Origin of the sequence: Pseudomonas sp. UV AK001 (assembly GCF_046097675.1) — a bacterium.
In the GTDB taxonomy this organism is placed as follows: Bacteria; Pseudomonadota; Gammaproteobacteria; order Pseudomonadales; family Pseudomonadaceae; genus Aquipseudomonas; species Aquipseudomonas kribbensis.
Genome location: NZ_JBJUVZ010000014.1, coordinates 22,770 through 43,243 on the forward strand (window position 1 = coordinate 22,770; position 20,474 = coordinate 43,243).

Here is a 20,474-nt window from a genome sequence, read left to right on the forward strand (position 1 = left end):
ACATGCCAATCGTGATTCAACTGGATGTGATGCTCGCGCTACGCAAGGTCAAATCCAAAGACCTTGCAGCGGCCATCGGCATTACCGAGGCCAACCTGTCGCTGCTGAAACAGGGCAAGGTCAAAGGGCTGCGACTGGCGACGCTGGATGCCATTTGCGAGTACCTCAACTGCCAGCCCGGGGATCTGCTGGTTCGAGTGGCAGATGAGGAGGGCGACGTCTGAGGGTTTTAGTTGTCGCTGAAATGGATTCATGGACACACAAAAAAGGCTTACCTCTCGGTAAGCCTTTTTCAGTTGGCAGCGGTCAATCAATCCCCCACCGCCACCCCTTCACGCCGAGGATCCGCCCCACCGGCCAACGTTGCCTTCCCCTGCGCATCCTTGACCCGCACGATGGCCTGGGTGCCGCTGGTCATGTCGATTTCGCTCACAGCGTGGCCCTTGTCCTTGAGTGCCTGGATCAGTGTCGGGGTGAACTGACCCTGTTCCAGTTCCGTCGGCCCGTTGCGGCTGCCGAAGTTGGGCAGGCTGATGGCGCTTTGCGCGTCGAGGTTCCAGTCGAGCAGGCCGAAGGTGGTTTTGGCCACGTATTCGATGATCTGCGAGCCGCCCGGAGAGCCGACTGTAGCGACGAACTCGCCGCTGTTGCGGTCGAAGATCAGGGTCGGTGCCATCGACGAACGCGGGCGTTTGCCGGGCTCGACGCGGTTGGCGACTTTCTGTCCGTTTTCTTCGGGGATGAACGAGAAGTCGGTCATCTGGTTGTTGAGCAAAAAGCCCTGAACCATCAGGTGCGAGCCGAATGCCGCTTCAATGGTGGTGGTCATTGACACCGCGCCACCGAAGTCATCCACGGCCACCACTTGCGAAGTGGAAATGCGCAGCGGCGAGCGATCCGGTGCGTAGGCAACCTGCACGCCCGGTGGTGTACCGGGTTTGGCGCTGCCCATGCTGCGTTCGCCGATCAGGCTCGCGCGGCTGGCCAGATAACCCGGGTCGACCAGGCCCTTGACCGGCACCGGTACGAAGTCGGTGTCGGCCACGTATTGCGCACGGTCGGCATAGGCCAGGCGTTCAGCTTCGGCGATCAGGTGCACGGCTTGCGGCGTCGGTTCGAGGCCGGCCGGTTTATCGGTCTTCACGGGTTTGAGCGGTGTCAGGGACAGGCGCGGGTCGCGGGTCTCCAGGGCCTGCAAAGTGCCGAGGATTTGCGCCACTGCAATCCCGCCCGATGACGGCGGCGGCATCCCGCAAACCTGCCAGCGTTTGTAGTCGGTGCACAGTGGCGCGCGTTCCTTGGCCTGATAGTGCTGAAGGTCGTTCAACGACAGGCTGCCGGGGTTGGCGTGGCCCTGAACCTTGGCCACGATCTCTTCGGCGATCGGGCCTTTGTACAGCGCGTCTGCACCTTCGTTGGCGATGCGTTTGAGCACGGCGGCCAACGCCGGGTTTTGCAGGCGCGTACCGATGGCTTTGACGCTGCCGTCGCTGTTGAGGAAATACTTGGCCATGTCTGGTGAACGGCGCACCACAGGGTCGGATTCCAGCAGCGAATGCAGTCGAGGCGAGATCGCAAAGCCCTGTTCGGCGAGTTTGATCGCTGGCTCGAACAGCGTTGCCCACGGTAGACGACCGTGTTGTTTGTGCGCCATCTCCAATGCGCGCAATACGCCGGGCGTACCGACAGAGCGCCCTCCGATCTGCGCCTGCGGGAATGGCATCGGTTTTCCATCAGCCTGCAGGAACAGCTTTTCGGTCGCGCCGGCCGGCGCTGTTTCGCGACCGTCGTAGGTGCGCACCTGTTTGCCATCCCACAGCACGATCATCGCGCCGCCGCCGATCCCGGAGGATTGCGGCTCGACCAGGGTCAGCACGGCTTGCATTGCAATCGCGGCGTCGATGGCCGACCCACCTTTGCGCAACATCTCGCGACCGGCCTCGGCAGCCAGCGGATTCGCAGCAGCGGCCATGTGTTTATCAGCGTGACTGGCTTGCAGACCTGTGCGGTAACCGGAGGCGGCTTCCGGCGCCAGCGGCAGGGTCGAGGAGGGTGGTGCGTTGCAGGCGGCGAGGGTGATGGCGCTGACGATCAGGGTCAGGGCCGGCAGGCGAAAGCGTTTCAGGGGCTGGGCTGGAAACACGCGGGGCTCTCCGTCCGTGGGATAAAAGTCTGACGGACTGTATCGGCCGACCGTGCAGGACGCAAACCGTCGGTATGTTTGTCCTTCATGCCTTGGCGAATTTTCTGTAGGGTCACTGGCAAACGTGAAGCCAGAACAATCAACAAGAGGCCACCATGCACAGCGAGTTTCCGACCCACTCCAGCTACCGCCAGCAGCGCGAACAATTTCTTGCCGCCGCCACCGCCGCCGGTGCGACGCTCACTTCCTACGCCCATCCGCGTTGCGGACCGTTCGGCGAGCCATTGAGCACTGATGTGGCGGTGCTGGGGGATCCGCGAGCCAAACGGCGTCTGGTGGCGCTCAGCGGCACCCATGGGGTGGAGGGCTATTACGGTTCGGAATGTCAGATCGACTGGTTGACGCATTTCACGGCGGGATCGCTGCCGAAGGACGTCGCGGTGGTGATGATTCACCTGATCAACCCGTGGGGCACTGCATGGCTGCGACGGGTCAACGAAGACAACATTGACCTCAACCGCAATCATCTGGATTTCAATCAGCCCCTCCCGGACAACCAGGCCTACGCCGCGCTGCATGAGATCTACGCCTGCGCCGATTTGAACGGTCCCGAGCGGCTAAAGGCCGATGCCTTGCTCGATGCGCAGATCGCCGAGCACGGCTGGCCGGCGGTGATGTCGATTGTCGAGGGTGGCCAGCACAGTCATCCCGACGGCCTGTTCTTCGGAGGCTTCGCCCCGAGCTGGTCGAATCGCACGCTGCATCAGATCATCCAGAATCATCTGGCGGGTGCCGAAACCGTGATGTGTTTCGACCTGCACACCGGCGCCGGCGAGTACGGTCATCCGATGCTGCTGACGATCACTCAGGCACCGTATCCGGCGCTGGCCCTGGCGCAATCGATCTATGGCCCGTGGCTCTACACGCTGCACACAGGCGCTGAAACCCTGAGTGAAACCGGTGTCGCGGCAACGGCTACCGGTTACACCTCGCAGGCATTGCTCAATGCGCTGCCGAAAGTGCAGTTGATGCCGTTCGTGATCGAGTGCGGGACTTATCCTGGGCCGGACGTACATCGCTACTTGCGCGACGATCACTGGCTGCATCTGCACGGTGATCCGCTGGATGCGACGGGGCGGGCGATCAAGTTGAATCTGCTGGAGCAGTTCTATCCGGCGGATCCGGACTGGCGGGCGATGGTCGGTTTACGCACGCGGCAGATCTGGGCGAAAGGGCTCAGGGCATTGGCAGGCGAGGCATAAACAAACGGCTTGCCTTTCGGTAAACCGTTTTGACTGTCTGGTGGTGCGCAGCGGTTTTGACTATGGATGCCGGATGGTTACTGCTTGAAGCCTGGCAGCCCGTTGGCAGCGCGCCAATCTTTCACAATCTGCGTTACACCCTGAGGGGAGCTATCCGCACCCGGCTCCGGGTAATAGATCAGATCCGATCCAGCTGGGTGTTCGCTGATTCTCTCAAAGTGCAGCAGTAACAAGTCAGCCCGATCATCGTTTTCGGCTTCTTCATCTTCTTTAGCGAGCTCTTCCACTAGCGCAACGAACTCGGCTTCCGTGTAGTCAGAAATCGTTTTCTCATAGATATTCACTTCTTGAAGCCTGGCAGCCCGTTTGCTTCACGCCATGTCGCAACTGTACGGGCTATGCCAGAGGACGACGTGTCAGCACCTGGCTCAGGGTAGTAGATAAGGTCCATCTTGCTCGGATGCCCGACGATCTCGTTGAAGTGCAGCAATAGAATATCTGCACGGTCATCTGTCGGTGCTTTGTCTTCCTTTCTGATCTCGTCAATGAACTCAACGAAGTCTTGTTCGGTGTAATCAGAAAAGTTGTTTTTGATGAAAGGGTCGCTCATGCAGTTACCTCAATCCTGGTGTACTTCGACGTGATTTTTGGGGGTGTGGACTCTGAGGTTGTCAACGTTATAGACCTCGCCGCCTTGAGATATCAGTTCCACATGATGAATTTCGTGAGAGATTCTCTTGCCGACTGCATCAGCTAATCGGGCGCGAGGTGCCTTTCCGTTGCGCATACGCTCAAGGCTGTCTTCACTGAGCTGCCCGGCTAGCCTGGTATCTTTCGACGCTTCGGCCCAGAAGGCGCGCCTGAATGAATCAAAGCTGGAATATTCACGGCCTCTTAGCGAATCGGCAATGCTGGTTGGGATTGGCGCGCCAGATCCCGACCGGGCATGGTCAAGCCATACACCGGCAACATCCTCCCCAACCCCCGTCACCACCCCCGGCATCAACCTGGCCGGTTTCGAAAACACCACATACAACGACTTCAGCCCGGTCTCCGCCGGAAACACCAGAATACAATCCTCGGCGGTGATGTCTTCGCCGGGCAGGATTTCTATCTGGCTGTCGGTGTTCGCGGCGATCGGGTGGACGAGGATCGTGCTCAGTGGTTCGCCGTGTTCCGGATAAACCAGCGGCGGCATCGCTCCCAGCGGCCCGCGTTGCGGCGTCCACAGAATGGTGATGTCGTTGAGTTTGGCCTCCATGGCGGTCTTGTCGCTGTTCCACCGGACTTTTACGGTACGCACCGAGTCGTCGCCCGAGGCTCCGGTGTGGATGCCATAAACCTGCATGACGCCTTCGGCATCGCGCCGGAACTGGAAGCGCACTCGAGTGGTTGCGCGAGACAAGGTGCGTAGCTGATCGTCGGTGTAGAGCGTGCCGTCGCCCATTCGGGTCGGCAGCATCCCGAGGATGAACACACTGGCCGGGCCGCCGGCACCTCGTATTGCCCAGTTGAGGCGTTGCTGCAGGATGCCACCGCCCGCCATGCGCCCCAGAGCCAGATCGGCGCCGATGGCCTTGGCTACGGCGTGACTGGCAGCGGGAAAACGCATGGCGCCCGCGACCATGACCTTGCCGAAACTTGAGACGGGTTCGGGGGCTGTGCCGGCCTCCGTTCGGCACCAGTTATCCGGTGTGCAGGATTTGGCAAATACAAGATCGTCGCGGGGCGTCGGGGTGGGCCATTCGTCTGTCCGGATATAAACGGGTTCTGGTGGCGGGGGTGGAATCCATCCGCTCCATGTAGCGTTCTCGCTCGGGCGTGTTCGACGCCACTCATCGTCGAATAGGAATTTGTTCAGATCCATGACCACTCCCTGTCTGTCCTGGAATCGAGACAGGGGAGCGTGTCGGTCAATCGGGATGGCGATCAAATCGACTGGCGAAGATGCAGGTGCCTGGGCGAACGAAAAATCCTCTTCGTACGCCTTTTGCACCCGGTTCCTACAGATTCATACCGGTCCAGTGGGGAGGGTACTTTTCTCGAGGCATAAAAAAACGGCCTACCTTTCGGTAAGCCGTTTTTAGTACTTGGTGGCTACACAGGGACTTGAACCCCGGACCCCAGCATTATGAATGCTATGCTCTAACCAACTGAGCTATGTAGCCAAGTGGCGCGCATTATTCCCCTGAAATGGAAAAGCGTCAAGCGTAAATTTCAAAATTTTTTCTACGCTTTCAACCGTTTATCAAAATCAGGCGCTCAACAGTGGCGAAGGGCAGCGCTGGAACCAGCGACTGGCCTGCTCATACGCGTGCGCCAGTTGCAGAACGGCGAAGTCTGCCTGATGCCGGCCGATGATCTGCAGCCCCATCGGCAACCCCCGGGCATTGAAGCCCGCCTGGACGTTCGCCACCGGGCAACCGGATAACGTGCCGGGAATCACCACCTCCATCCAGCGATGATAAGTGTCCATGTTCACGCCCTCGATCGCGGTCGGCCACGGTTGCGACTTTTCGAACGGGAAGACCTGCGCGCTGGGCAGCAGCAGATAGTCGTACTGTTCGAACAAGCGTGAGATTGCCCGATACCAGTCGCTGCGTACCACCGAGGCGGCAAACACTTCGCTGGCCGAGAGCTTCAGACCGTTTTCCACTTCCCAGCAGGCTTCCGGTTTCAGCAGCGCCCGTTTCTGCGGATCAGCGTAAGCCGCGCCCAGGGAGCCGGCGACCATCCAGTGGCGCAAGGTGCGCCAGCTGCTCCACAGCTTTTCTGGGGCAAATTCCGGACGCACCGGCTCGATATGGCAACCCAGGCTTTCAAAGTCGGCAAAAGTCTTTTCGCACAACGCGAGGATGCCGTTCTCCATGGGCAGATACCCGTTGAAGTCGCCGAGCCAGCCGATCCGGGTGCCGGTGAAGTCGCGCTCCAGCGGTGCGGTAAAGACCTCGCCGGACTCACGGATCGACAACGGCGCCCGCGCATCGCCGCCGGCCTGCACCGACAGCAGCATCGCGGCATCGCGCACACTGCGCGCCATAGGCCCTTCATAGCCGAGTTGATCGAAGAACAGATCGGCACTGTCGTCGAATGGCACTCGCCCTTGAGACGGGCGGAAGCCGAAGATGTTGTTGAACGCTGCCGGATTGCGCAGCGAGCCCATCATGTCGCTGCCATCGGCCACCGGCACCAGATGCATCGCCAGCGCCGCCGCCGCGCCGCCACTGCTGCCGCCTGCGGTTTTGTTCGGGTCAAAGGCGCAGCCAGTGGCCCCGAACAACGGGTTGTAGCTCTGCGAACCGAGGCCGAATTCCGGGGTGTTGGTTTTGCCGATGATGATCGCGCCGGCGGCCTTGATCCGCTCGACCATGATGCCGTCACGCTCGGGAATGAAATTCTTGAACAGCGGTGAGCCCAGCGTGGTGCGGATGCCGCAGGTCAGCGACAGATCCTTGATGGCGTGGGGCAGGCCGTGCATCCAGCCCCGGTATTGGCCCCGGCTCAGTTCGGCGTCCCGTGTGTCGGCCTGAGCCAGCAGATCTTCCGGTGCCTGCAGGCTGATCAGTGCGTTGACTGACGGGTTGAACCGGTCGATGTGGGCAAGATAGGTCTGCATCACTTCGCGGCAGGAAACCTGGCGCAGGCGGATGCGCTCGGCGAGCTCGATGGCCGGCAACAGGACCAGTTCGCTGATGTTATTGGAGTTCATGACGACGGCGCCCTTCAGACGGCTGGAAAAACGCCCCGACCTTGTGCCGGGGCGGTAGAAATCAACGCATCAGGTTGGTCCACAGACGATCGGCCAGACGGATTGCGCCTTCACCGCAGGTCTTGCTGAACACCACGTGGGTGCCCTCGGGAATATGCAGTTCCGGTGCATCCTTGAGGTTTGCATCGAGGAACGGTTCGACGCCTTTGATCGGGCTCTGATGCTTGAGGAAGTTCTGGGTCATCGCCGAGTTTTCCGGCTGGCTGAGAAACGCGATGAACGCCTTGGCATTCGCCGGGTTCTTGCTGCCGGCGGGGATGACCATGTTGTCGACCCAGGCCAGCACCCCTTCTTTCGGGTACAGGTATTTCAGGCTCGGTTTCATCTCGCGGGCGCGCATTGACGAACCGCCCCAGAACATCGACATGTCGATTTCACCCGAGGCGAGGTTCTCGCGGATCGAGCCGGCCTTGGAGCTGTAGGTTTTGACGAATGGCTTCTGCGCCTTGAGCAGCGTGAGGATCTGTTGCATCTGTTTCGGATCCTCGCTGCACAGCGGAATGTTCAGGTACAGGCTGGCCATGTCGACCATGTCGCTGACCGAATCGAACATGTTGATCCGCCCCTGCAACTCGGCCGGCGGCTCATAAAGCACCTTGTAGCTGTCGGCCGGGCCTTTGTAGCGGCCACTGTCGAGCACCACGCTGGTGGTGCCCCAGATGAACGGCACCGAATAGGCGCCTTCCGGGTCCCAGCTCGGTTTTTTCAGGTTGTCGACCACACTGGCGTAGTAGGGCTCCTTGACCGGATCGAAGCGCTCCAGCAGGTTTTCCTTGATCAGGATCGGAATGAACTGGTGCGAGGGGATCGCCACGTCGTAACCGGCGCCGCCCTGTTTCAGTTTGGCCAGCAGCGTCTCGTTGGAGTCGTAGGAGTCGACGGTGACTTCGATGCCGGTCTGCTTCTGGAATTTGGCGAGAATCTCCGGTGAAAAGTAACCGCTCCAGCTCACCACGTTGAGTTTTTCGGCGGCCTGAACACTCCCGGCCATGACCAGCGGCACAGTCAGAAACAACGAAGTACCGACGCTTTTTATCCACTTGCTCATGCTATTTCCCCACGGTTCTTGGAAGGTTCAGGCGTTCTTTTTGCCCAGCAGGTAAGAGAGGCTGACAAACAGCACCGAGACGCCCAGGATCAGGGTCGACACGGCGTTGACGTCGGGTGTCACGCCCATGCGCAACAGGCCGAAGATGAAGATCGGCAGCGTTGTGGTGCCGGCCTGGGAGACCATCATCGAGATCACGAAGTTATCCAGCGAGACGATGAAGGCCAGCATCAGCCCGGAGAAAATCCCCGGCATCAGCAACGGCAGAGTGACCTTGCGGAAGGTCCGCCACGGCCCGGCATACAGGTCGGCCGAGGCTTGTTCCAGCGACAGGTCCATGTCGTTCAGCCGGGCCCGGATCGGCAGATAGGCAAACGGAATGCAGAACACCGTATGGGCGATGATCAGGTTGCCGTAGCCGAGGGACAGGCCGATGGTGGAGAACAGCGCGAGCGTGGCGACACCGACGACGATTTCCGGCAGCACCAGCGGCAGCATGATCGCGCCCATCGACAGTTGCAGGCCCTTGAACTTCGCACCCCGCGAGGTGCCGAGGGCCGCGAGGGTGGCAATCGCCGTGGCGACCATGCTGGCGCACACCGCGATCAGCAGACTGTTGCCGGCCGCCTGGCGCAGCGCCTGATTGGCGAACGCGGCGCGATACCAGTCGAGGCTGAAGCCGGTCCATACCGTGGCCGACTGGTTGGCGTTGAACGAGAACACCACCAGCACCACGATCGGCGCGTAGAGGTACAGGTAGAACAGGAAACTGAAGCCGCCGAATCCTGGGAAATCCTGTACGCCCAGGCCCTTGCGTTTGAACAGGCCGATCATCACGCACCTCCTTTGGCGATGCGCTGGCGTTCGGCGCGCAAGGCATAGACCGTCAGCACCAGCATCACTGCCGCCATCAGCACCAGCGACAACGCTGCGCCGAACGGCCAGTTACGGGCGTCGCTGAACTGCCGGAAGATCAGGTTGCCGAGCATCATCCGCGTGCCGCCGCCGAGCAGTTCCGGGGCGATCATCGCGCCCAGGCACGGCACGAAGGTGAGAATGGCGCCGGCGAGAATTCCCGGTCTGGCGATCGGCAGCACCACTTTGCGCAAGGTGCGCAGGCGTCCGGCATACAGATCCTGAGCGGCCTCGAGCAGGCGGATATCCATCTTTTCCAGCGTGGCGTAGATCGGCAGAACCACGAAGGGTGCATAGGTATAAACCAGCCCCAGCAGCACGGCGCCGTCGGTGTACAGCAACTGCAGCGGCTCATGGATGACGCCCAGGCCCATCAGACTGTTATTGATCACCCCGGTGTTACGCAGCAGCAGAATCCACGCGTAAGTGCGGATCAACAGGTTGGCCCAGAACGGCACGGTGATCAGGAAGATCAACAGACCACGCCGATGCGCCGGTTGCATGGCCAGCCACACCGCCACCGGAAAACCGATCAGCAGCGTGATGACGGTGGTCAGGCCGGCAATTCCGACCGAGCGCAGGGCGATGATCAGGTAGGAGTCGGCGAAGGCCAGGCTGTCGTCCATTTGCCGTTCGAACAGCAGGGAGGTGTAGGCATCGCTGCTGAACACCTTGTTGACCCCGCCGTAGGGGTTGGCTTCCATCAGCGAATAACCGATGACGATCAGGATCGGCACCACCAGAAACAGGGCGATGGCGATCAGCGCCGGGCTGACACCGAGGAAGCTCTGGAACGCCCGTCGGCGTTCAAGCGTGTTGGTTATCGGTAAGGCGTGCATGGCAACTCCTCGGGTTCAATCGTGCAGGACGCTGGCGCTTCCCCGGTCGAACAACAGACCGGCCTGACTGCCCACGGCAAAACGCAGGCTCTGATCGACGCAGTTGGGCGTGCGCACGGTGAGGCGCGAACCGTCGCCGAGGCTGACCTGGTATTGCAGGTCGGTGCCCAGATAAATCTGCGCTTCGACCCGGCACGGCAACGCCGCCTCCGTGTTGGCCTGCACCAGGTGCAGGCGCTCGGGGCGCACGGACAGCGTCACGCTGGCACCCGGTTGCACGTCGTTGCACGGTTGCGCCGGCAGCGGATGTCCGGCCGGCCCGGCGAACCACGCCATGCCGTTCTCGACCCGAGTGACGCTGGCCTGAATGAAGTTGGTTTCGCCGATGAAGTCGGCCACGAAGCGATTGCGCGGCCGTTCGTAGATGTCCTCCGGGCGACCGACTTGTTGCACTTCGCCTTCGGACAGCACTGCGATGCGGTCGGACATGGTCAGCGCTTCTTCCTGGTCGTGGGTGACGAAGATGAAGGTGATGCCGGTCCTGGCCTGGATGGTTTTCAGCTCTTCGCGCATGGCCTGGCGCAGCTTGAGATCAAGTGCCGACAGCGGCTCGTCAAGCAACAGGACCTTGGGATGCGGCGCCAGGGCGCGGGCGAGGGCGACGCGCTGCTGCTGGCCACCTGAGAGTTGCGCCGGTTTGCGATTGGCGAAGCGCTCCATCTGCACCAGGGCGAGCATCTCGCGCACACGCTCGGCGATCTGTGCCTTGTTCAGGACCTTGCCCATCGGGTGCGATTCAAGGCCGAAGGCCAGGTTTTCGGCGATGGTCATGTGCGGGAACAGTGCGTAGTGCTGGAACACCGTGTTGACCGGGCGCTGGAACGGCGGGCGCTCGGCGATGTTTTCGCCGTAGAGCAGGATCTCGCCCTGGGTCGGAAATTCGAACCCGGCAATCATCCGCAGCAGCGTGGTCTTGCCGCAGCCGGAAGGGCCGAGAAGGGTGAAGAATTCGTTGTCGCGGATATCCAGATCGATGTTTTTCAACGCCACCGGACCGGTGGACGGATCGCCGTAAACCTTGCGCACCGAGCGGATCGACACCGCCAGCGTTTGCAGCGAATGCAGGGCATTCATGCGTTACCTCCGATTCCCCCATCGCCTGCGATTGCACTGTTGGTCAGCGAATCTGTCGGGCCATGGATATTATTTTTCTGGGCAGGATCGAGATTGCGTACGGGGTGAAACCAGCTGTTTTGTTGTTCTGCTGTGGCTCGATTATCGGCGAGGGGTTGCGCGGGGCGAAACTTCAATTTAAACATGGCAGGTGTTAGTTAATTTAATACCGACAGGTGCCAGGAACATGCCCGACCACCGTTTGCCGCCACTCAATGCGGTGCGTGCGTTCGATGCCGCTGCCCGCCTGGGCAGCTATGTCGAGGCGTCGAAAGCCTTGCACGTGACTCAGCCGGCGATTGGCCGGCATGTGAAGTTGCTGGAGGACTGGCTGGGCATTCAGCTGTTCGAACGCACGTCGCGCGGGGTCAACCTGACGCCCGCCGGTGAGAAGTACCACCGCAAGATCGCGACCGCCCTGCAGTTGATCATCGAGGCCGGCAAGGAAGCACGCCCCAAAGAAGCCGAGCGCTGGCTGCGGATTATGGTGGTGCCGGGTTTTGCCAAGCGCTGGCTGATGCCGCGCATCGAGGCCATGCGACACCTGCGTCCGGGGTTGAAGTTTGCCATCGAACCGAATTCGACCTTCACCGAAGTGGATGGCAAAAGCGCCGATCTCGGCATCGTCTACGGCCTCGACGGGCAGTACGCGGACTCCCGTGAAGCGTTGATCTGCCCCCGTGTGTTTCCGATCTGCACCCCGCAATACCTGGCAAGCATCGAGCCGCTCGGCGGCCCGGCCGATCTGGTCCGGCACGAGTTGATCCACGTCGATGACGGCGAGTGGTGGAACCTGTGGTTCGCCGCCCATGACCTGGATATTCACCTCAATTCTGACATGCTCTACGTCAACAATGATCACGCGTTATCAGTAGCCGAGAGCGGGCAGGGCATCGCGTTGGCCAATGAGGTGCTGGTCCGCGAAGAACTCCGGTCCGGCAAACTGGTGCGCGCAGTGGACGCTCAGGTGAAACTGGAAAGTTATCGGGTGCTGACGCCGTCCGCCGAGCTGTCGGCGGATGCGGCGTGGTTCATTCAATGGCTCAAGTCCGAACTGGAAAAGGACTTCCCCGAAGCGCTGATCAACTGAGCCGGAAGCGTGCGGTGTTGTCGCTCAAGGCCTTGCTGCCCTGGCTCAAGGTGTCTGCCGCCAGGTTGACGGCCCGCGCGCCGTCGAGCAGGCGAACTGCGGCCTGATCGACCTGCTGGATATTGCCGCTGACCTCATCGGCGGTGCTGGCCTGTTCTTCCACCGCCGTGGCGATCTGGGCGAGGGTGTCGGTGACACTCTGCACGGCACTGGCGATTTCTCCGAGGCGCTCGCCCAGCCCGGTGACGGCTTCGGCATCCGATTGCGCCTGACCGCAGGCCGCCTCCATCAGGCTCACCGCTTCATTGACCGTGCTGCGCAGACTGTCGACCGTACCGGCAATCTGTGCGGTGGACGATTGCGTGCGCTGCGAGAGGCTGCGCACCTCGTCGGCCACCACGGCAAAACCGCGACCCTGTTCACCGGCGCGAGCGGCTTCGATGGCGGCGTTCAGCGCCAACAGGTTGGTCTGCTCGGCGACGCCGCGAATGGTGTCGACCACCAGTTGAATCTGCTGCCCTTGTTCGCTGACCCGGCCCAGCGCTGCCGCCGTTTCGTTCAGACGCTGATTGAGCTGTTGAATGCTTGCCGTGGTGCGTTGACTGTCGCGGCTGCTGTCGGTGGCGATGCGGCGGGTCTGTTGGGCGCTGCCGGAGGCCTGTTCGCAACTCTGCGCGACGCCTTGAGAGGTGGCCGCCAATTGCGTGGCCGCGGCTGCGATCTGGCTGATCTGCAATTGCTGGGCTTCGACTTCGCTGAGTGCGCCGCTGGAGTGATCGTTGAGGCTGCGCACCGCGTGGCTCAGTTGCGAGGTTTCGTGATCGACGCCCAGCAGGCTGGTGCGCAATTGCACCACGGCCACGTTGAGCGCGGTGCTGATCGAGGCCAGTTCATCGCGACCCACGACAGGCACCTGCAGGCTCAGATTGCCGTCGCGCAACGCTTCGGCGAGCACCGTGATGCCGCTGGCGCTGCGACGGATCGAAGCTTGCAGGCAGACGAACAGGTACAGCGCTGCGAGCAACAGGCAACCGAACACCGCCGCGACCACGATGAACTGACGGATCGCCGAGCCGTGGTAATCGTCCAGTCGCTGATCCAGCGCCACCAGTGATTGCTGACGCAGCGTGGCGAGGTTGCCGAGCAGGGCATCGAGGCTGCGCTCGAAGTCTTCCGGTTTGAGATTGATGCTGCCGCCGAACACGCCGTCATCCAGCACCTTCAAACCGGCATCCAGTTGTTTGAGGCTGTCGTGGTATTGCCCGGCCCAGCCTTGCGGGTCGTTCGGCAGCCGCGCTTCCAGAAGGCTTGCCGTTTTAACAAGCTGCTCGCGGGCATCACCGATACGGCTGCGCAGGTCCCGCAGTTGCAGGCGGCTTTGCAGGGTGAACTGACCGGAGACTACGGATGCTTGCCCGACCGCCGCGAGTCGGCCGACCCGTTCGATCAGGTCCGGTGCGTGCTGGGTGGAAATCTGTGTCAGCAGATAGGTTTCCAGCCACGGCGCGAGGATCAGCCGATTGTCCATCGTGATCTGTTCGCGCAACGCTTGCAGGGCGCTGAGGGCGTTGGTAAAGCGATCGTAACCGTCCGGCCACCAGCCGACGCCGGCCAGACTCTTGGAGTCCAGACCGCCGAGCGCGGTTTGCAGGGACTGGAAGCGGGCCAGGGTTTCACCTTCGGCGGCTTCGGCTTGCAAGGCATTGCCCAGATCCACTGTGGCCTGTGCGACGGCAGGTTGTACGGCATCGAATGCAGCCATCGCGGCGAGGGTGGCGGGCGTCGGCTGGCGGTTGGTTTCCGTGGCACGCCAGCGAGCTGCGCGGTCGCGCTGAGCAGCGAGCAGGTTGTCGAGCGCATCGAGGGCGAGCAACTGCCGCACGCCGGCACGTTCGCCGGAAATCAGGTTGAGCTTGACGCGATAGTCCTGGCCGATCATCAACAGGCTGCCGGCCAACGGCAGGATGAACAGCAGAAACAACAACTGGAATTTACGCGCGAAGCCAAACCGCCCCAGCAACTTGATCCCCGGTAACAAGAAAGCCTGCATGCCCCATGACTCCTCTGGACACCACGCACCATCGGCGTGCATCGCGCTCTTTGCGAGCGCGATCCGTGCCCTGCTAAAAGGCTTCGAAAGTCCACTCTCGCCCGCTCTGTAGGCAGACTCTGTAGCAGAACTTCCCATTCTCGATCCCCTTTGTAAGGGGGCCGCGTTCAAGCAAAGAAGCAAGGCAAGAATCAGACCATGGCCTTGCGCTATCACTTCTACTGCGATGAACGAATAGTTCGTTAGCTGGCTAAGGGGATGGCGCTGGCGCACCGAAAAATGGCACATTGACGCACCTGCCTGCGTGCACCCATCTGCTGTACGGAAACTCCCATGGCTATCAGCAACGTTCAGACCGCCGCTGCGTCGGCGTCCGCTCCTCCCCAAAGCAGTCCACTGGTGATGCGCATCATCGGCGCGGTGGCGCTGGCGCATTTGATCAACGACCTGATCCAGTCAGTGCTGCCGTCGATCTATCCGATGCTCAAGGCCAACTACGGCTTGAGCTTCACCCAGGTCGGCCTGATTACCCTGACCTTTCAATTGACCGCTTCGTTGCTGCAACCTTGGGTCGGTTATCACACTGACCGGCATCCGAAACCGTGGCTGTTGCCGGCTGGTTCCGTGTGCACGCTGGTCGGGATTGTGATGATGTCGATGGTCGGCAGTTTCCCGCTGATTTTGTTGGCGGCAGCGCTGATCGGCATCGGTTCTTCGACCTTTCACCCGGAAGCTTCTCGTATCGCCCGGCTGGCCTCCGGCGGGCGCTTCGGTCTGGCGCAATCGACCTTCCAGGTCGGCGGCAATGCCGGTTCGGCATTCGGCCCGTTGCTGGCGGCAGCGATCATCATTCCGTTCGGGCAGGGCAACGTGGCCTGGTTCGGGCTGTTCGCGGTGTTTGCGCTGTTCGTGCTGTACCGCATCAGTCGCTGGTACGCCCATCATCTGAACCTGTTCAAGCTCAAGGCCGGCCAGGCTGCCACTCATGGACTGTCGAAGGGCAGGGTGGTCAGTGCGTTGGTGGTGCTCGGGTTGCTGGTGTTCTCCAAGTATTTCTACATGGCCAGCCTGACCAGTTATTTCACCTTCTACCTGATCGAGAAGTTCGACCTGTCGGTGGCCAGTTCCCAGCTTCATCTGTTCCTGTTCCTTGGCGCGGTGGCAGCGGGCACGTTCTTCGGCGGGCCGATTGGGGACAAGATCGGCCGTAAGGCGGTGATCTGGTTTTCGATTCTTGGCGTTGCGCCATTCACGCTGCTCATGCCCCATGTTGATCTGTTCTGGACCACTGTCCTAAGCGTGGTGATCGGCTTCATTCTGGCGTCGGCCTTCTCGGCCATCGTGGTATACGCGCAGGAACTGGTGCCGGGCAATGTCGGGATGATTGCCGGGGTGTTCTTCGGGATGATGTTCGGCTTTGGCGGGATTGGCGCGGCGTTGCTGGGGCATCTGGCGGACATTCACGGCATCGAATATGTGTACTTCCTGTGCTCGTTCCTGCCGTTGTTCGGGGTGTTGGCGATTTTTCTGCCAAAAACCAAAAAAGGCCTGACGGGCTGAATTTCAGGCACAAAAAAGCCGCGTATCAAACGCGGCTTTTTTTGGGGTGCAGCTTTTACACGTTGAAGCGGAAGTGCATCACGTCGCCGTCCTTGACGATGTAATCCTTGCCTTCCAGGCGCCATTTACCGGCTTCCTTGGTGCCCGCTTCGCCCTTGTACTGGATGAAGTCGTTGTAGGCGATCACTTCGGCGCGGATGAAGCCTTTCTCGAAGTCGGTGTGGATCACGCCGGCGGCTTGTGGTGCGGTGGCACCGACGCGGACGGTCCAGGCGCGGACTTCTTCGACACCGGCGGTGAAGTAGGTCTGCAGGTGCAGCATTTCGTAACCGGCGCGGATCACGCGGTTCAGGCCAGGCTCTTCCAGGCCCAGGGCCTCGAGGAACATGTCTTTCTCTTCACCGTCGTCCAGCTCGGCGATTTCCGCTTCGATCTTGTTGCAGACCGGAACGACCATGGCGCCTTCTTCTTCAGCAATGGCCTTGACCACGTCCAGGTGCGGGTTGTTCTCGAATCCGTCTTCAGCGACGTTGGCGATGTACATGACCGGCTTGGTGGTCAGCAGGTGGAAGCCCTTGATGATCGCCTTCTCGTCGGCGCTCATGTTCTTCATCAGGCTGCGCGCAGGCTTGCCTTCGGTGAAGTGCGGGATCAATTGTTCCAGCAGGGCCTTCTGGGCCACTGCGTCCTTGTCACCACCCTTGGCGTTGCGCGCGACTTTCTGCAGTTGCTTCTCGCAGCTGTCGAGGTCGGCGAAGATCAGTTCCAGGTCGATGATTTCGATGTCGCGCTTCGGGTCGACGCTGTTGGAAACGTGGATCACGTTTTCGTCTTCGAAGCAGCGCACCACGTGAGCGATCGCGTCGGTTTCGCGGATGTTGGCCAGGAACTTGTTGCCCAGGCCTTCACCTTTCGACGCGCCGGCCACCAGGCCTGCGATGTCGACGAATTCCATGGTGGTCGGCAGGATGCGCTTCGGATTGACGATTTCCGCCAGCGCATTCAGGCGTGGATCCGGCATCGGCACGATGCCGCTGTTCGGCTCGATGGTGCAGAAGGGGAAGTTCTCGGCCGCGATCCCGGATTTGGTCAGGGCGTTGAACAGGGTGGACTTGCCAACGTTAGGCAGGCCGACGATGCCGCAATTGAATCCCATGGTGTTTCCCCTCGGATTAGAGTCAGGCCTTCTGGCTGTGCAGGTTTTTCATCGCGCGGTTCCATTCACCGGCGAGGATATCCGGCAGCACGCCGAGGGCAAAGTCGATGCTGGCATCGAGTTTTTCCTGTTCGGCGCGTGGCGCACGACCCAGGACGAAATTTGAAACCATACTGGCGACGCCCGGGTGGCCGATGCCAAGCCGCAGGCGGTGGAACGTATTCTGATTGCCCAATTGCGCAATGATGTCGCGCAACCCGTTGTGACCGCCATGGCCGCCGCCCACCTTGAGCTTGGCGACGCCCGGAGGCAGATCGAGTTCGTCGTGTGCCACCAGGATTTCTTCAGGCTTGATGCGGAAGAAACCGGCGAGTGCCGCCACGGCCTGGCCGCTGCGGTTCATGTAGGTGGTGGGAATCAGCAGACGAACGTCCTGACCCTGATGCGAAAAACGCCCGGTCAGGCCGAAATACTTGCGATCGGCCACGAGATTCACGTTCTGTGCGTGGGCGATGCGCTCAACAAAAAGGGCCCCTGCGTTATGCCGGGTCTGTTCGTATTCAGCGCCTGGATTTCCCAGGCCAACGATCAGTTTGATGGCAGTCACGATAGGGGCCCTTCCTTGGAGTGGTGGATAACATCGCCGCGATCGGGGAAGGCGGCGAAAGTGGACGAAAAATGCTCATTTACCATGGATGTAAACTCCGCGTTCCCGCCCGCTTTCTCGCTACGTTCCAGTCCGCGATGTTACCTGTTCACTCCGGCTTTACAGAGTGATTACTCTGCAGCGCCTTCGGCAGCTTCTGGAGCAACACGTGGAGCGTGGACGTTGGCAACAGCCTTGTCATCGCCGTGTGCCAGAGCAACGAACTCAACACCTTTAGGAGCTTTCAGGTCCGACAGGTGAATGATGGTGCCGATTTCGGCTTTGGCCAGGTCGACTTCGATGAACTCAGGCAGGTCTTTGGCTTCGCAGGAAACTTCGATTTCTGCAACTACGTGCGAGATCTCGCCGCCTTTCTTGACCGGAGCTTCTTCGTTGATGAAGTGCACTGGAACAACGGCAGTCAGTTTCTTGCCGGCAACAACGCGTACGAAGTCGGCGTGCATGATGAACTGCTTGGCCGGGTGACGCTGCATGGCTTTAACAACCACGTCTTGCTTGACGCCGCCGATGTTCAGTTGGATGACGTGGCTGAAAGCAGCCTCGTCTTCGAACAGCTTGGCTACTTCTTTAGCCAGCATCATGATGGACTCAGGAGCCTTGTCACCACCGTAGACAACGGCAGGAACCTGGCTGGCGAGACGACGCAGGCGGCGGCTCGCACCTTTCCCCAGGTCGGTACGCGCTTCGGCGTTCAGGATGAAATCAGTCATTTTGTATCTCCAAAATAGCCATGTCCGGGCGACGTCTGCGACCGACGTCAAAGCGGCATGGGCAAAAAAGCCCCGCCCCAACATGAGTGTTGGGGCGGGGCGCTTTTCGTCAACGAGACATTTCGAGAAGGGCAGGGCCCTTAGCGGAACATCGCGCTGATCGATTCTTCATTGCTGATGCGGCGAACCGCTTCGGCAACAACCGGTGCGATATCCAGTTGACGGATACGTGCACAGGCTTGTGCTGCTGCGGACAGCGGGATGGTGTTAGTGACCACCAGCTCGTCCAGCACGGATTTTTCGATATTCTCGATGGCCCGACCCGACAGCACAGGGTGTGTGCAGTAGGCAAAGACCTTGGCTGCGCCATGCTCTTTCAGGGCCTTGGCCGCGTGGCACAGGGTGCCGGCGGTATCGACCATGTCATCGACCAGGATGCAGGTACGCCCTTCGACATCACCGATGATATGCATCACTTCAGAGTGATTGGCTTTCTCACGGCGTTTGTCGATGATCCCGAGATCCACACCCAGGGATTTGGCAACGGCACGTGCACGCACGACGCCACCAATGTCCGGGGACACGATCATCAGGTTCTCGAAGCGCTGATCTTCGATGTCATCCACCAGAACCGGGGAGCCGTAGATGTTATCTACCGGAATATCGAAGAAACCCTGAATCTGGTCAGCATGCAGATCAACCGTGAGAACACGGTCGATGCCGACTACGGTAAGCATGTCAGCAACGACTTTCGCGCTGATAGCCACACGTGCGGAACGCGGACGGCGATCCTGACGGGCATAACCAAAATAAGGAATAACAGCAGTGATACGAGTAGCCGAGGAGCGGCGGAAGGCATCAGCCATCACTACCAGTTCCATCAGGTTATCGTTGGTCGGAGCGCAAGTCGGCTGAATAATGAAAACGTCTTTACCGCGAACGTTTTCATTGATCTCGGCTGTAATTTCGCCGTCGGAGAATTTGCCGACAGAGATGTCACCGAGAGGGATATGCAGCTGACGTACGACACGCCGAGCCAGATCGGGGTTAGCGTTCCCCGTAAAGACCATCATCTTGGACACGCGCAGTACCTAGAGGCTGAGGGTAACCTGGATGAGTATAGAAAATGGCAGGGGCGGCTGGATTCGAACCAACGCATGGCAGGATCAAAACCTGCTGCCTTACCGCTTGGCGACGCCCCTGTATCTGTTGCTTGCAAGTGCCGGGCACTTGGTTCCTTTAGAGCAGACTTTGCAGCTTGCGATGCAACATCGAAACGTTGCTTCCTTTTGCTACAAACCCTGTAAGGGTCTCTGTCAGAAGGGCCGAGACTTTATCAGCTTCAGCTTTGCTTGGGAAGCCCCCAAACACACAACTTCCAGTTCCGGTGAGTTTTGCTTCGGTAAAATTACCTAACAAATTCAATGCGTTACGTACTTCTGGATAACGCCTTGCTACCACCGGCAAGCAGTCATTTCGACTGTTTCCCTCGGGAACGGGGCGCACTTTAATGGGCGGCGTGTTACGTGTCAACAATGGATCTGAAAAAATTTCTGCCGTACTAACAGAGACTTGCGGGACGAGCACGACATACCACGGTTCGGCGGGCTCGACCGGGGTCAGTTTCTCGCCGACACCTTCGGCGAAAGCCGCGTGGCCACGTACGAAGACCGGGACATCCGCACCCAGGCTCAGGCCCAGCGTTGCCAGCCGATCTTCATCCCAGCCCAGCTGCCAAAGATGATTGAGTCCGAGCAGGGTGGTTGCCGCATTCGAGCTGCCGCCACCGATGCCGCCGCCCATCGGCAGGATCTTGTCGATCCAGATATCGATGCCGAGCGAGCAGCCGGATTGTTCCTGAAGATTTTTCGCCGCACGCACGATCAGATTGCTGTCGTGGGGCACACCGTCGAATTCGGTGTGCAGGCGAATCACGCCATCGTCACGGACGGCGAAGGTGATTTCGTCACCGTAGTCGAGGAACTGAAAAATCGTCTGCAACTCGTGATAGCCGTCTTCACGACGACCGAGAATGTGCAGCATCAGGTTGAGTTTGGCCGGAGAAGGCAGCGTCAGGCGTGGAGCGGTCATG

19 protein-coding genes and 2 tRNA genes are annotated in these 20,474 nt (G+C 60.3%); 4 read left to right on the forward strand and 17 right to left on the reverse strand.

Features of this window, described 5'->3' with window-relative positions; genetic code table 11:
* The first annotated feature begins 2 nt into the window (after window positions 1-2).
* Window positions 3-224 carry a helix-turn-helix transcriptional regulator gene (locus tag ACKLNA_RS27670; protein ID WP_265813242.1) on the forward strand — a complete coding sequence of 74 codons (222 nt, stop codon included), beginning with the start codon at window positions 3-5 and terminating at the stop codon, window positions 222-224.
* Between the two features lie 86 nt (window positions 225-310).
* Here ACKLNA_RS27670 and ggt read toward each other — a convergent pair whose 3' ends face one another.
* On the reverse strand, window positions 311-2,143 hold the full coding sequence (gene ggt / locus ACKLNA_RS27675; RefSeq protein WP_408987717.1) for a gamma-glutamyltransferase: 1,833 nt from the start codon (window positions 2,141-2,143) through the stop codon (window positions 311-313).
* Window positions 2,144-2,298: 155 nt separating this feature from the next.
* Between ggt and ACKLNA_RS27680 the strand changes: the two genes are divergently transcribed.
* Window positions 2,299-3,405 (forward strand): DUF2817 domain-containing protein, encoded by a 1,107-nt coding sequence (locus ACKLNA_RS27680; RefSeq protein WP_408987718.1) that lies wholly within the window; start codon window positions 2,299-2,301, stop codon window positions 3,403-3,405.
* Between the two features lie 77 nt (window positions 3,406-3,482).
* Here ACKLNA_RS27680 and ACKLNA_RS27685 read toward each other — a convergent pair whose 3' ends face one another.
* From ACKLNA_RS27685 to ACKLNA_RS27725, 9 genes are all read right to left on the reverse strand, one after another.
* Window positions 3,483-3,749, reverse strand: coding sequence for a bacteriocin immunity protein (locus ACKLNA_RS27685; RefSeq protein WP_408987719.1), 267 nt, complete (start codon window positions 3,747-3,749; stop codon window positions 3,483-3,485).
* Window positions 3,746-4,015 carry a bacteriocin immunity protein gene (locus ACKLNA_RS27690; RefSeq protein ID WP_085700907.1) on the reverse strand — a complete coding sequence of 90 codons (270 nt, stop codon included), beginning with the start codon at window positions 4,013-4,015 and terminating at the stop codon, window positions 3,746-3,748. Before ACKLNA_RS27690 ends, ACKLNA_RS27685 begins: the two co-directional genes overlap by 4 nt.
* A 9-nt stretch (window positions 4,016-4,024) precedes the next feature.
* On the reverse strand, window positions 4,025-5,272 hold the full coding sequence (locus ACKLNA_RS27695) for an S-type pyocin domain-containing protein (RefSeq protein WP_408987720.1): 1,248 nt from the start codon (window positions 5,270-5,272) through the stop codon (window positions 4,025-4,027).
* A 224-nt stretch (window positions 5,273-5,496) separates the two neighbouring features.
* Window positions 5,497-5,573: transfer RNA gene (locus ACKLNA_RS27700), tRNA-Met, on the reverse strand.
* An 86-nt stretch (window positions 5,574-5,659) separates the two neighbouring features.
* Window positions 5,660-7,114 (reverse strand): amidase, encoded by a 1,455-nt coding sequence (locus ACKLNA_RS27705; RefSeq protein WP_408987721.1) that lies wholly within the window; start codon window positions 7,112-7,114, stop codon window positions 5,660-5,662.
* A gap of 61 nt (window positions 7,115-7,175) precedes the next feature.
* Entirely contained in the window at window positions 7,176-8,222 is a 1,047-nt protein-coding gene (locus ACKLNA_RS27710; protein WP_085709282.1) for an extracellular solute-binding protein, read from the reverse strand.
* A gap of 27 nt (window positions 8,223-8,249) precedes the next feature.
* The gene (locus tag ACKLNA_RS27715) at window positions 8,250-9,056 is read right to left on the reverse strand and encodes an ABC transporter permease (protein ID WP_085709283.1); all 807 of its coding nucleotides are present in this window, start codon (window positions 9,054-9,056) and stop codon (window positions 8,250-8,252) included.
* Complete coding sequence (locus tag ACKLNA_RS27720) at window positions 9,056-9,976, reverse strand: ABC transporter permease (protein ID WP_085709284.1); 921 nt, start codon at window positions 9,974-9,976, stop codon at window positions 9,056-9,058. The genes ACKLNA_RS27715 and ACKLNA_RS27720 overlap by 1 nt, the downstream gene beginning before the upstream one ends.
* A 15-nt stretch (window positions 9,977-9,991) precedes the next feature.
* Window positions 9,992-11,110 carry an ABC transporter ATP-binding protein gene (locus ACKLNA_RS27725; RefSeq protein WP_408987722.1) on the reverse strand — a complete coding sequence of 373 codons (1,119 nt, stop codon included), beginning with the start codon at window positions 11,108-11,110 and terminating at the stop codon, window positions 9,992-9,994.
* 226 nt (window positions 11,111-11,336) lie between these two features.
* Between ACKLNA_RS27725 and ACKLNA_RS27730 the strand changes: the two genes are divergently transcribed.
* Window positions 11,337-12,239 (forward strand): LysR substrate-binding domain-containing protein, encoded by a 903-nt coding sequence (locus ACKLNA_RS27730; protein WP_248739384.1) that lies wholly within the window; start codon window positions 11,337-11,339, stop codon window positions 12,237-12,239.
* Here ACKLNA_RS27730 and ACKLNA_RS27735 read toward each other — a convergent pair.
* Window positions 12,232-14,289: a methyl-accepting chemotaxis protein gene (locus tag ACKLNA_RS27735; RefSeq protein WP_408987723.1), complete on the reverse strand. Its 2,058-nt coding sequence runs from the start codon at window positions 14,287-14,289 to the stop codon at window positions 12,232-12,234. The two genes, ACKLNA_RS27730 and ACKLNA_RS27735, sit on opposite strands and share 8 nt — an antisense overlap.
* A 333-nt stretch (window positions 14,290-14,622) precedes the next feature.
* Here ACKLNA_RS27735 and ACKLNA_RS27740 point away from each other — a divergent pair, with 333 nt between their 5' ends.
* Window positions 14,623-15,849 (forward strand): MFS transporter, encoded by a 1,227-nt coding sequence (locus ACKLNA_RS27740; RefSeq protein WP_408987724.1) that lies wholly within the window; start codon window positions 14,623-14,625, stop codon window positions 15,847-15,849.
* A 55-nt stretch (window positions 15,850-15,904) separates the two neighbouring features.
* On the opposite strand, the gene ychF is transcribed toward ACKLNA_RS27740, so the two are convergent.
* The 6 genes from ychF to ispE all read right to left on the reverse strand — a co-directional run bounded on the left by ychF (window position 15,905) and on the right by ispE (window position 20,473).
* Entirely contained in the window at window positions 15,905-17,005 is a 1,101-nt protein-coding gene (ychF, locus tag ACKLNA_RS27745; RefSeq protein WP_085709288.1) for a redox-regulated ATPase YchF, read from the reverse strand.
* Window positions 17,006-17,027: 22 nt separating this feature from the next.
* Window positions 17,028-17,612, reverse strand: a complete 585-nt coding sequence (gene pth, locus ACKLNA_RS27750) for an aminoacyl-tRNA hydrolase (protein WP_007951726.1) — start codon at window positions 17,610-17,612, stop codon at window positions 17,028-17,030.
* Between the two features lie 170 nt (window positions 17,613-17,782).
* Window positions 17,783-18,382: a 50S ribosomal protein L25/general stress protein Ctc gene (locus ACKLNA_RS27755; protein ID WP_085709289.1), complete on the reverse strand. Its 600-nt coding sequence runs from the start codon at window positions 18,380-18,382 to the stop codon at window positions 17,783-17,785.
* Window positions 18,383-18,522: 140 nt separating this feature from the next.
* Window positions 18,523-19,464 (reverse strand): ribose-phosphate pyrophosphokinase, encoded by a 942-nt coding sequence (locus ACKLNA_RS27760; protein ID WP_408987725.1) that lies wholly within the window; start codon window positions 19,462-19,464, stop codon window positions 18,523-18,525.
* 45 nt (window positions 19,465-19,509) lie between these two features.
* A tRNA-Gln gene (locus ACKLNA_RS27765) sits at window positions 19,510-19,584 on the reverse strand.
* A gap of 37 nt (window positions 19,585-19,621) precedes the next feature.
* Window positions 19,622-20,473 carry a 4-(cytidine 5'-diphospho)-2-C-methyl-D-erythritol kinase gene (gene ispE, locus ACKLNA_RS27770; protein WP_408987726.1) on the reverse strand — a complete coding sequence of 284 codons (852 nt, stop codon included), beginning with the start codon at window positions 20,471-20,473 and terminating at the stop codon, window positions 19,622-19,624.
* Between the last annotated feature and the right edge of the window lies 1 nt (window position 20,474).

Bases quoted from the DNA above. Each gene is read 5' to 3' on its own strand.
- ACKLNA_RS27690 (WP_085700907.1), bottom strand. From the start codon at position 4,015: ATGAGCGACCCTTTCATCAAAAACAACTTTTCTGATTACACCGAACAA.
- ACKLNA_RS27705 (WP_408987721.1), bottom strand. From the start codon at position 7,114: ATGAACTCCAATAACATCAGCGAACTGGTCCTGTTGCCGGCCATCGAG.
- ACKLNA_RS27715 (WP_085709283.1), bottom strand. From the start codon at position 9,056: ATGATCGGCCTGTTCAAACGCAAGGGCCTGGGCGTACAGGATTTCCCA.
- ACKLNA_RS27730 (WP_248739384.1), top strand. From the start codon at position 11,337: ATGCCCGACCACCGTTTGCCGCCACTCAATGCGGTGCGTGCGTTCGAT.
- ACKLNA_RS27725 (WP_408987722.1), bottom strand. From the start codon at position 11,110: ATGAATGCCCTGCATTCGCTGCAAACGCTGGCGGTGTCGATCCGCTCG.
- ychF (WP_085709288.1), bottom strand. From the start codon at position 17,005: ATGGGATTCAATTGCGGCATCGTCGGCCTGCCTAACGTTGGCAAGTCC.
- ACKLNA_RS27710 (WP_085709282.1), bottom strand. From the start codon at position 8,222: ATGAGCAAGTGGATAAAAAGCGTCGGTACTTCGTTGTTTCTGACTGTG.
- ACKLNA_RS27680 (WP_408987718.1), top strand. From the start codon at position 2,299: ATGCACAGCGAGTTTCCGACCCACTCCAGCTACCGCCAGCAGCGCGAA.
- ACKLNA_RS27720 (WP_085709284.1), bottom strand. From the start codon at position 9,976: ATGCACGCCTTACCGATAACCAACACGCTTGAACGCCGACGGGCGTTC.
- ACKLNA_RS27735 (WP_408987723.1), bottom strand. From the start codon at position 14,289: ATGCAGGCTTTCTTGTTACCGGGGATCAAGTTGCTGGGGCGGTTTGGC.
- ispE (WP_408987726.1), bottom strand. From the start codon at position 20,473: ATGACCGCTCCACGCCTGACGCTGCCTTCTCCGGCCAAACTCAACCTG.
- ACKLNA_RS27670 (WP_265813242.1), top strand. From the start codon at position 3: ATGCCAATCGTGATTCAACTGGATGTGATGCTCGCGCTACGCAAGGTC.
- ACKLNA_RS27695 (WP_408987720.1), bottom strand. From the start codon at position 5,272: ATGGATCTGAACAAATTCCTATTCGACGATGAGTGGCGTCGAACACGC.
- ACKLNA_RS27740 (WP_408987724.1), top strand. From the start codon at position 14,623: ATGGCTATCAGCAACGTTCAGACCGCCGCTGCGTCGGCGTCCGCTCCT.
- ACKLNA_RS27755 (WP_085709289.1), bottom strand. From the start codon at position 18,382: ATGACTGATTTCATCCTGAACGCCGAAGCGCGTACCGACCTGGGGAAA.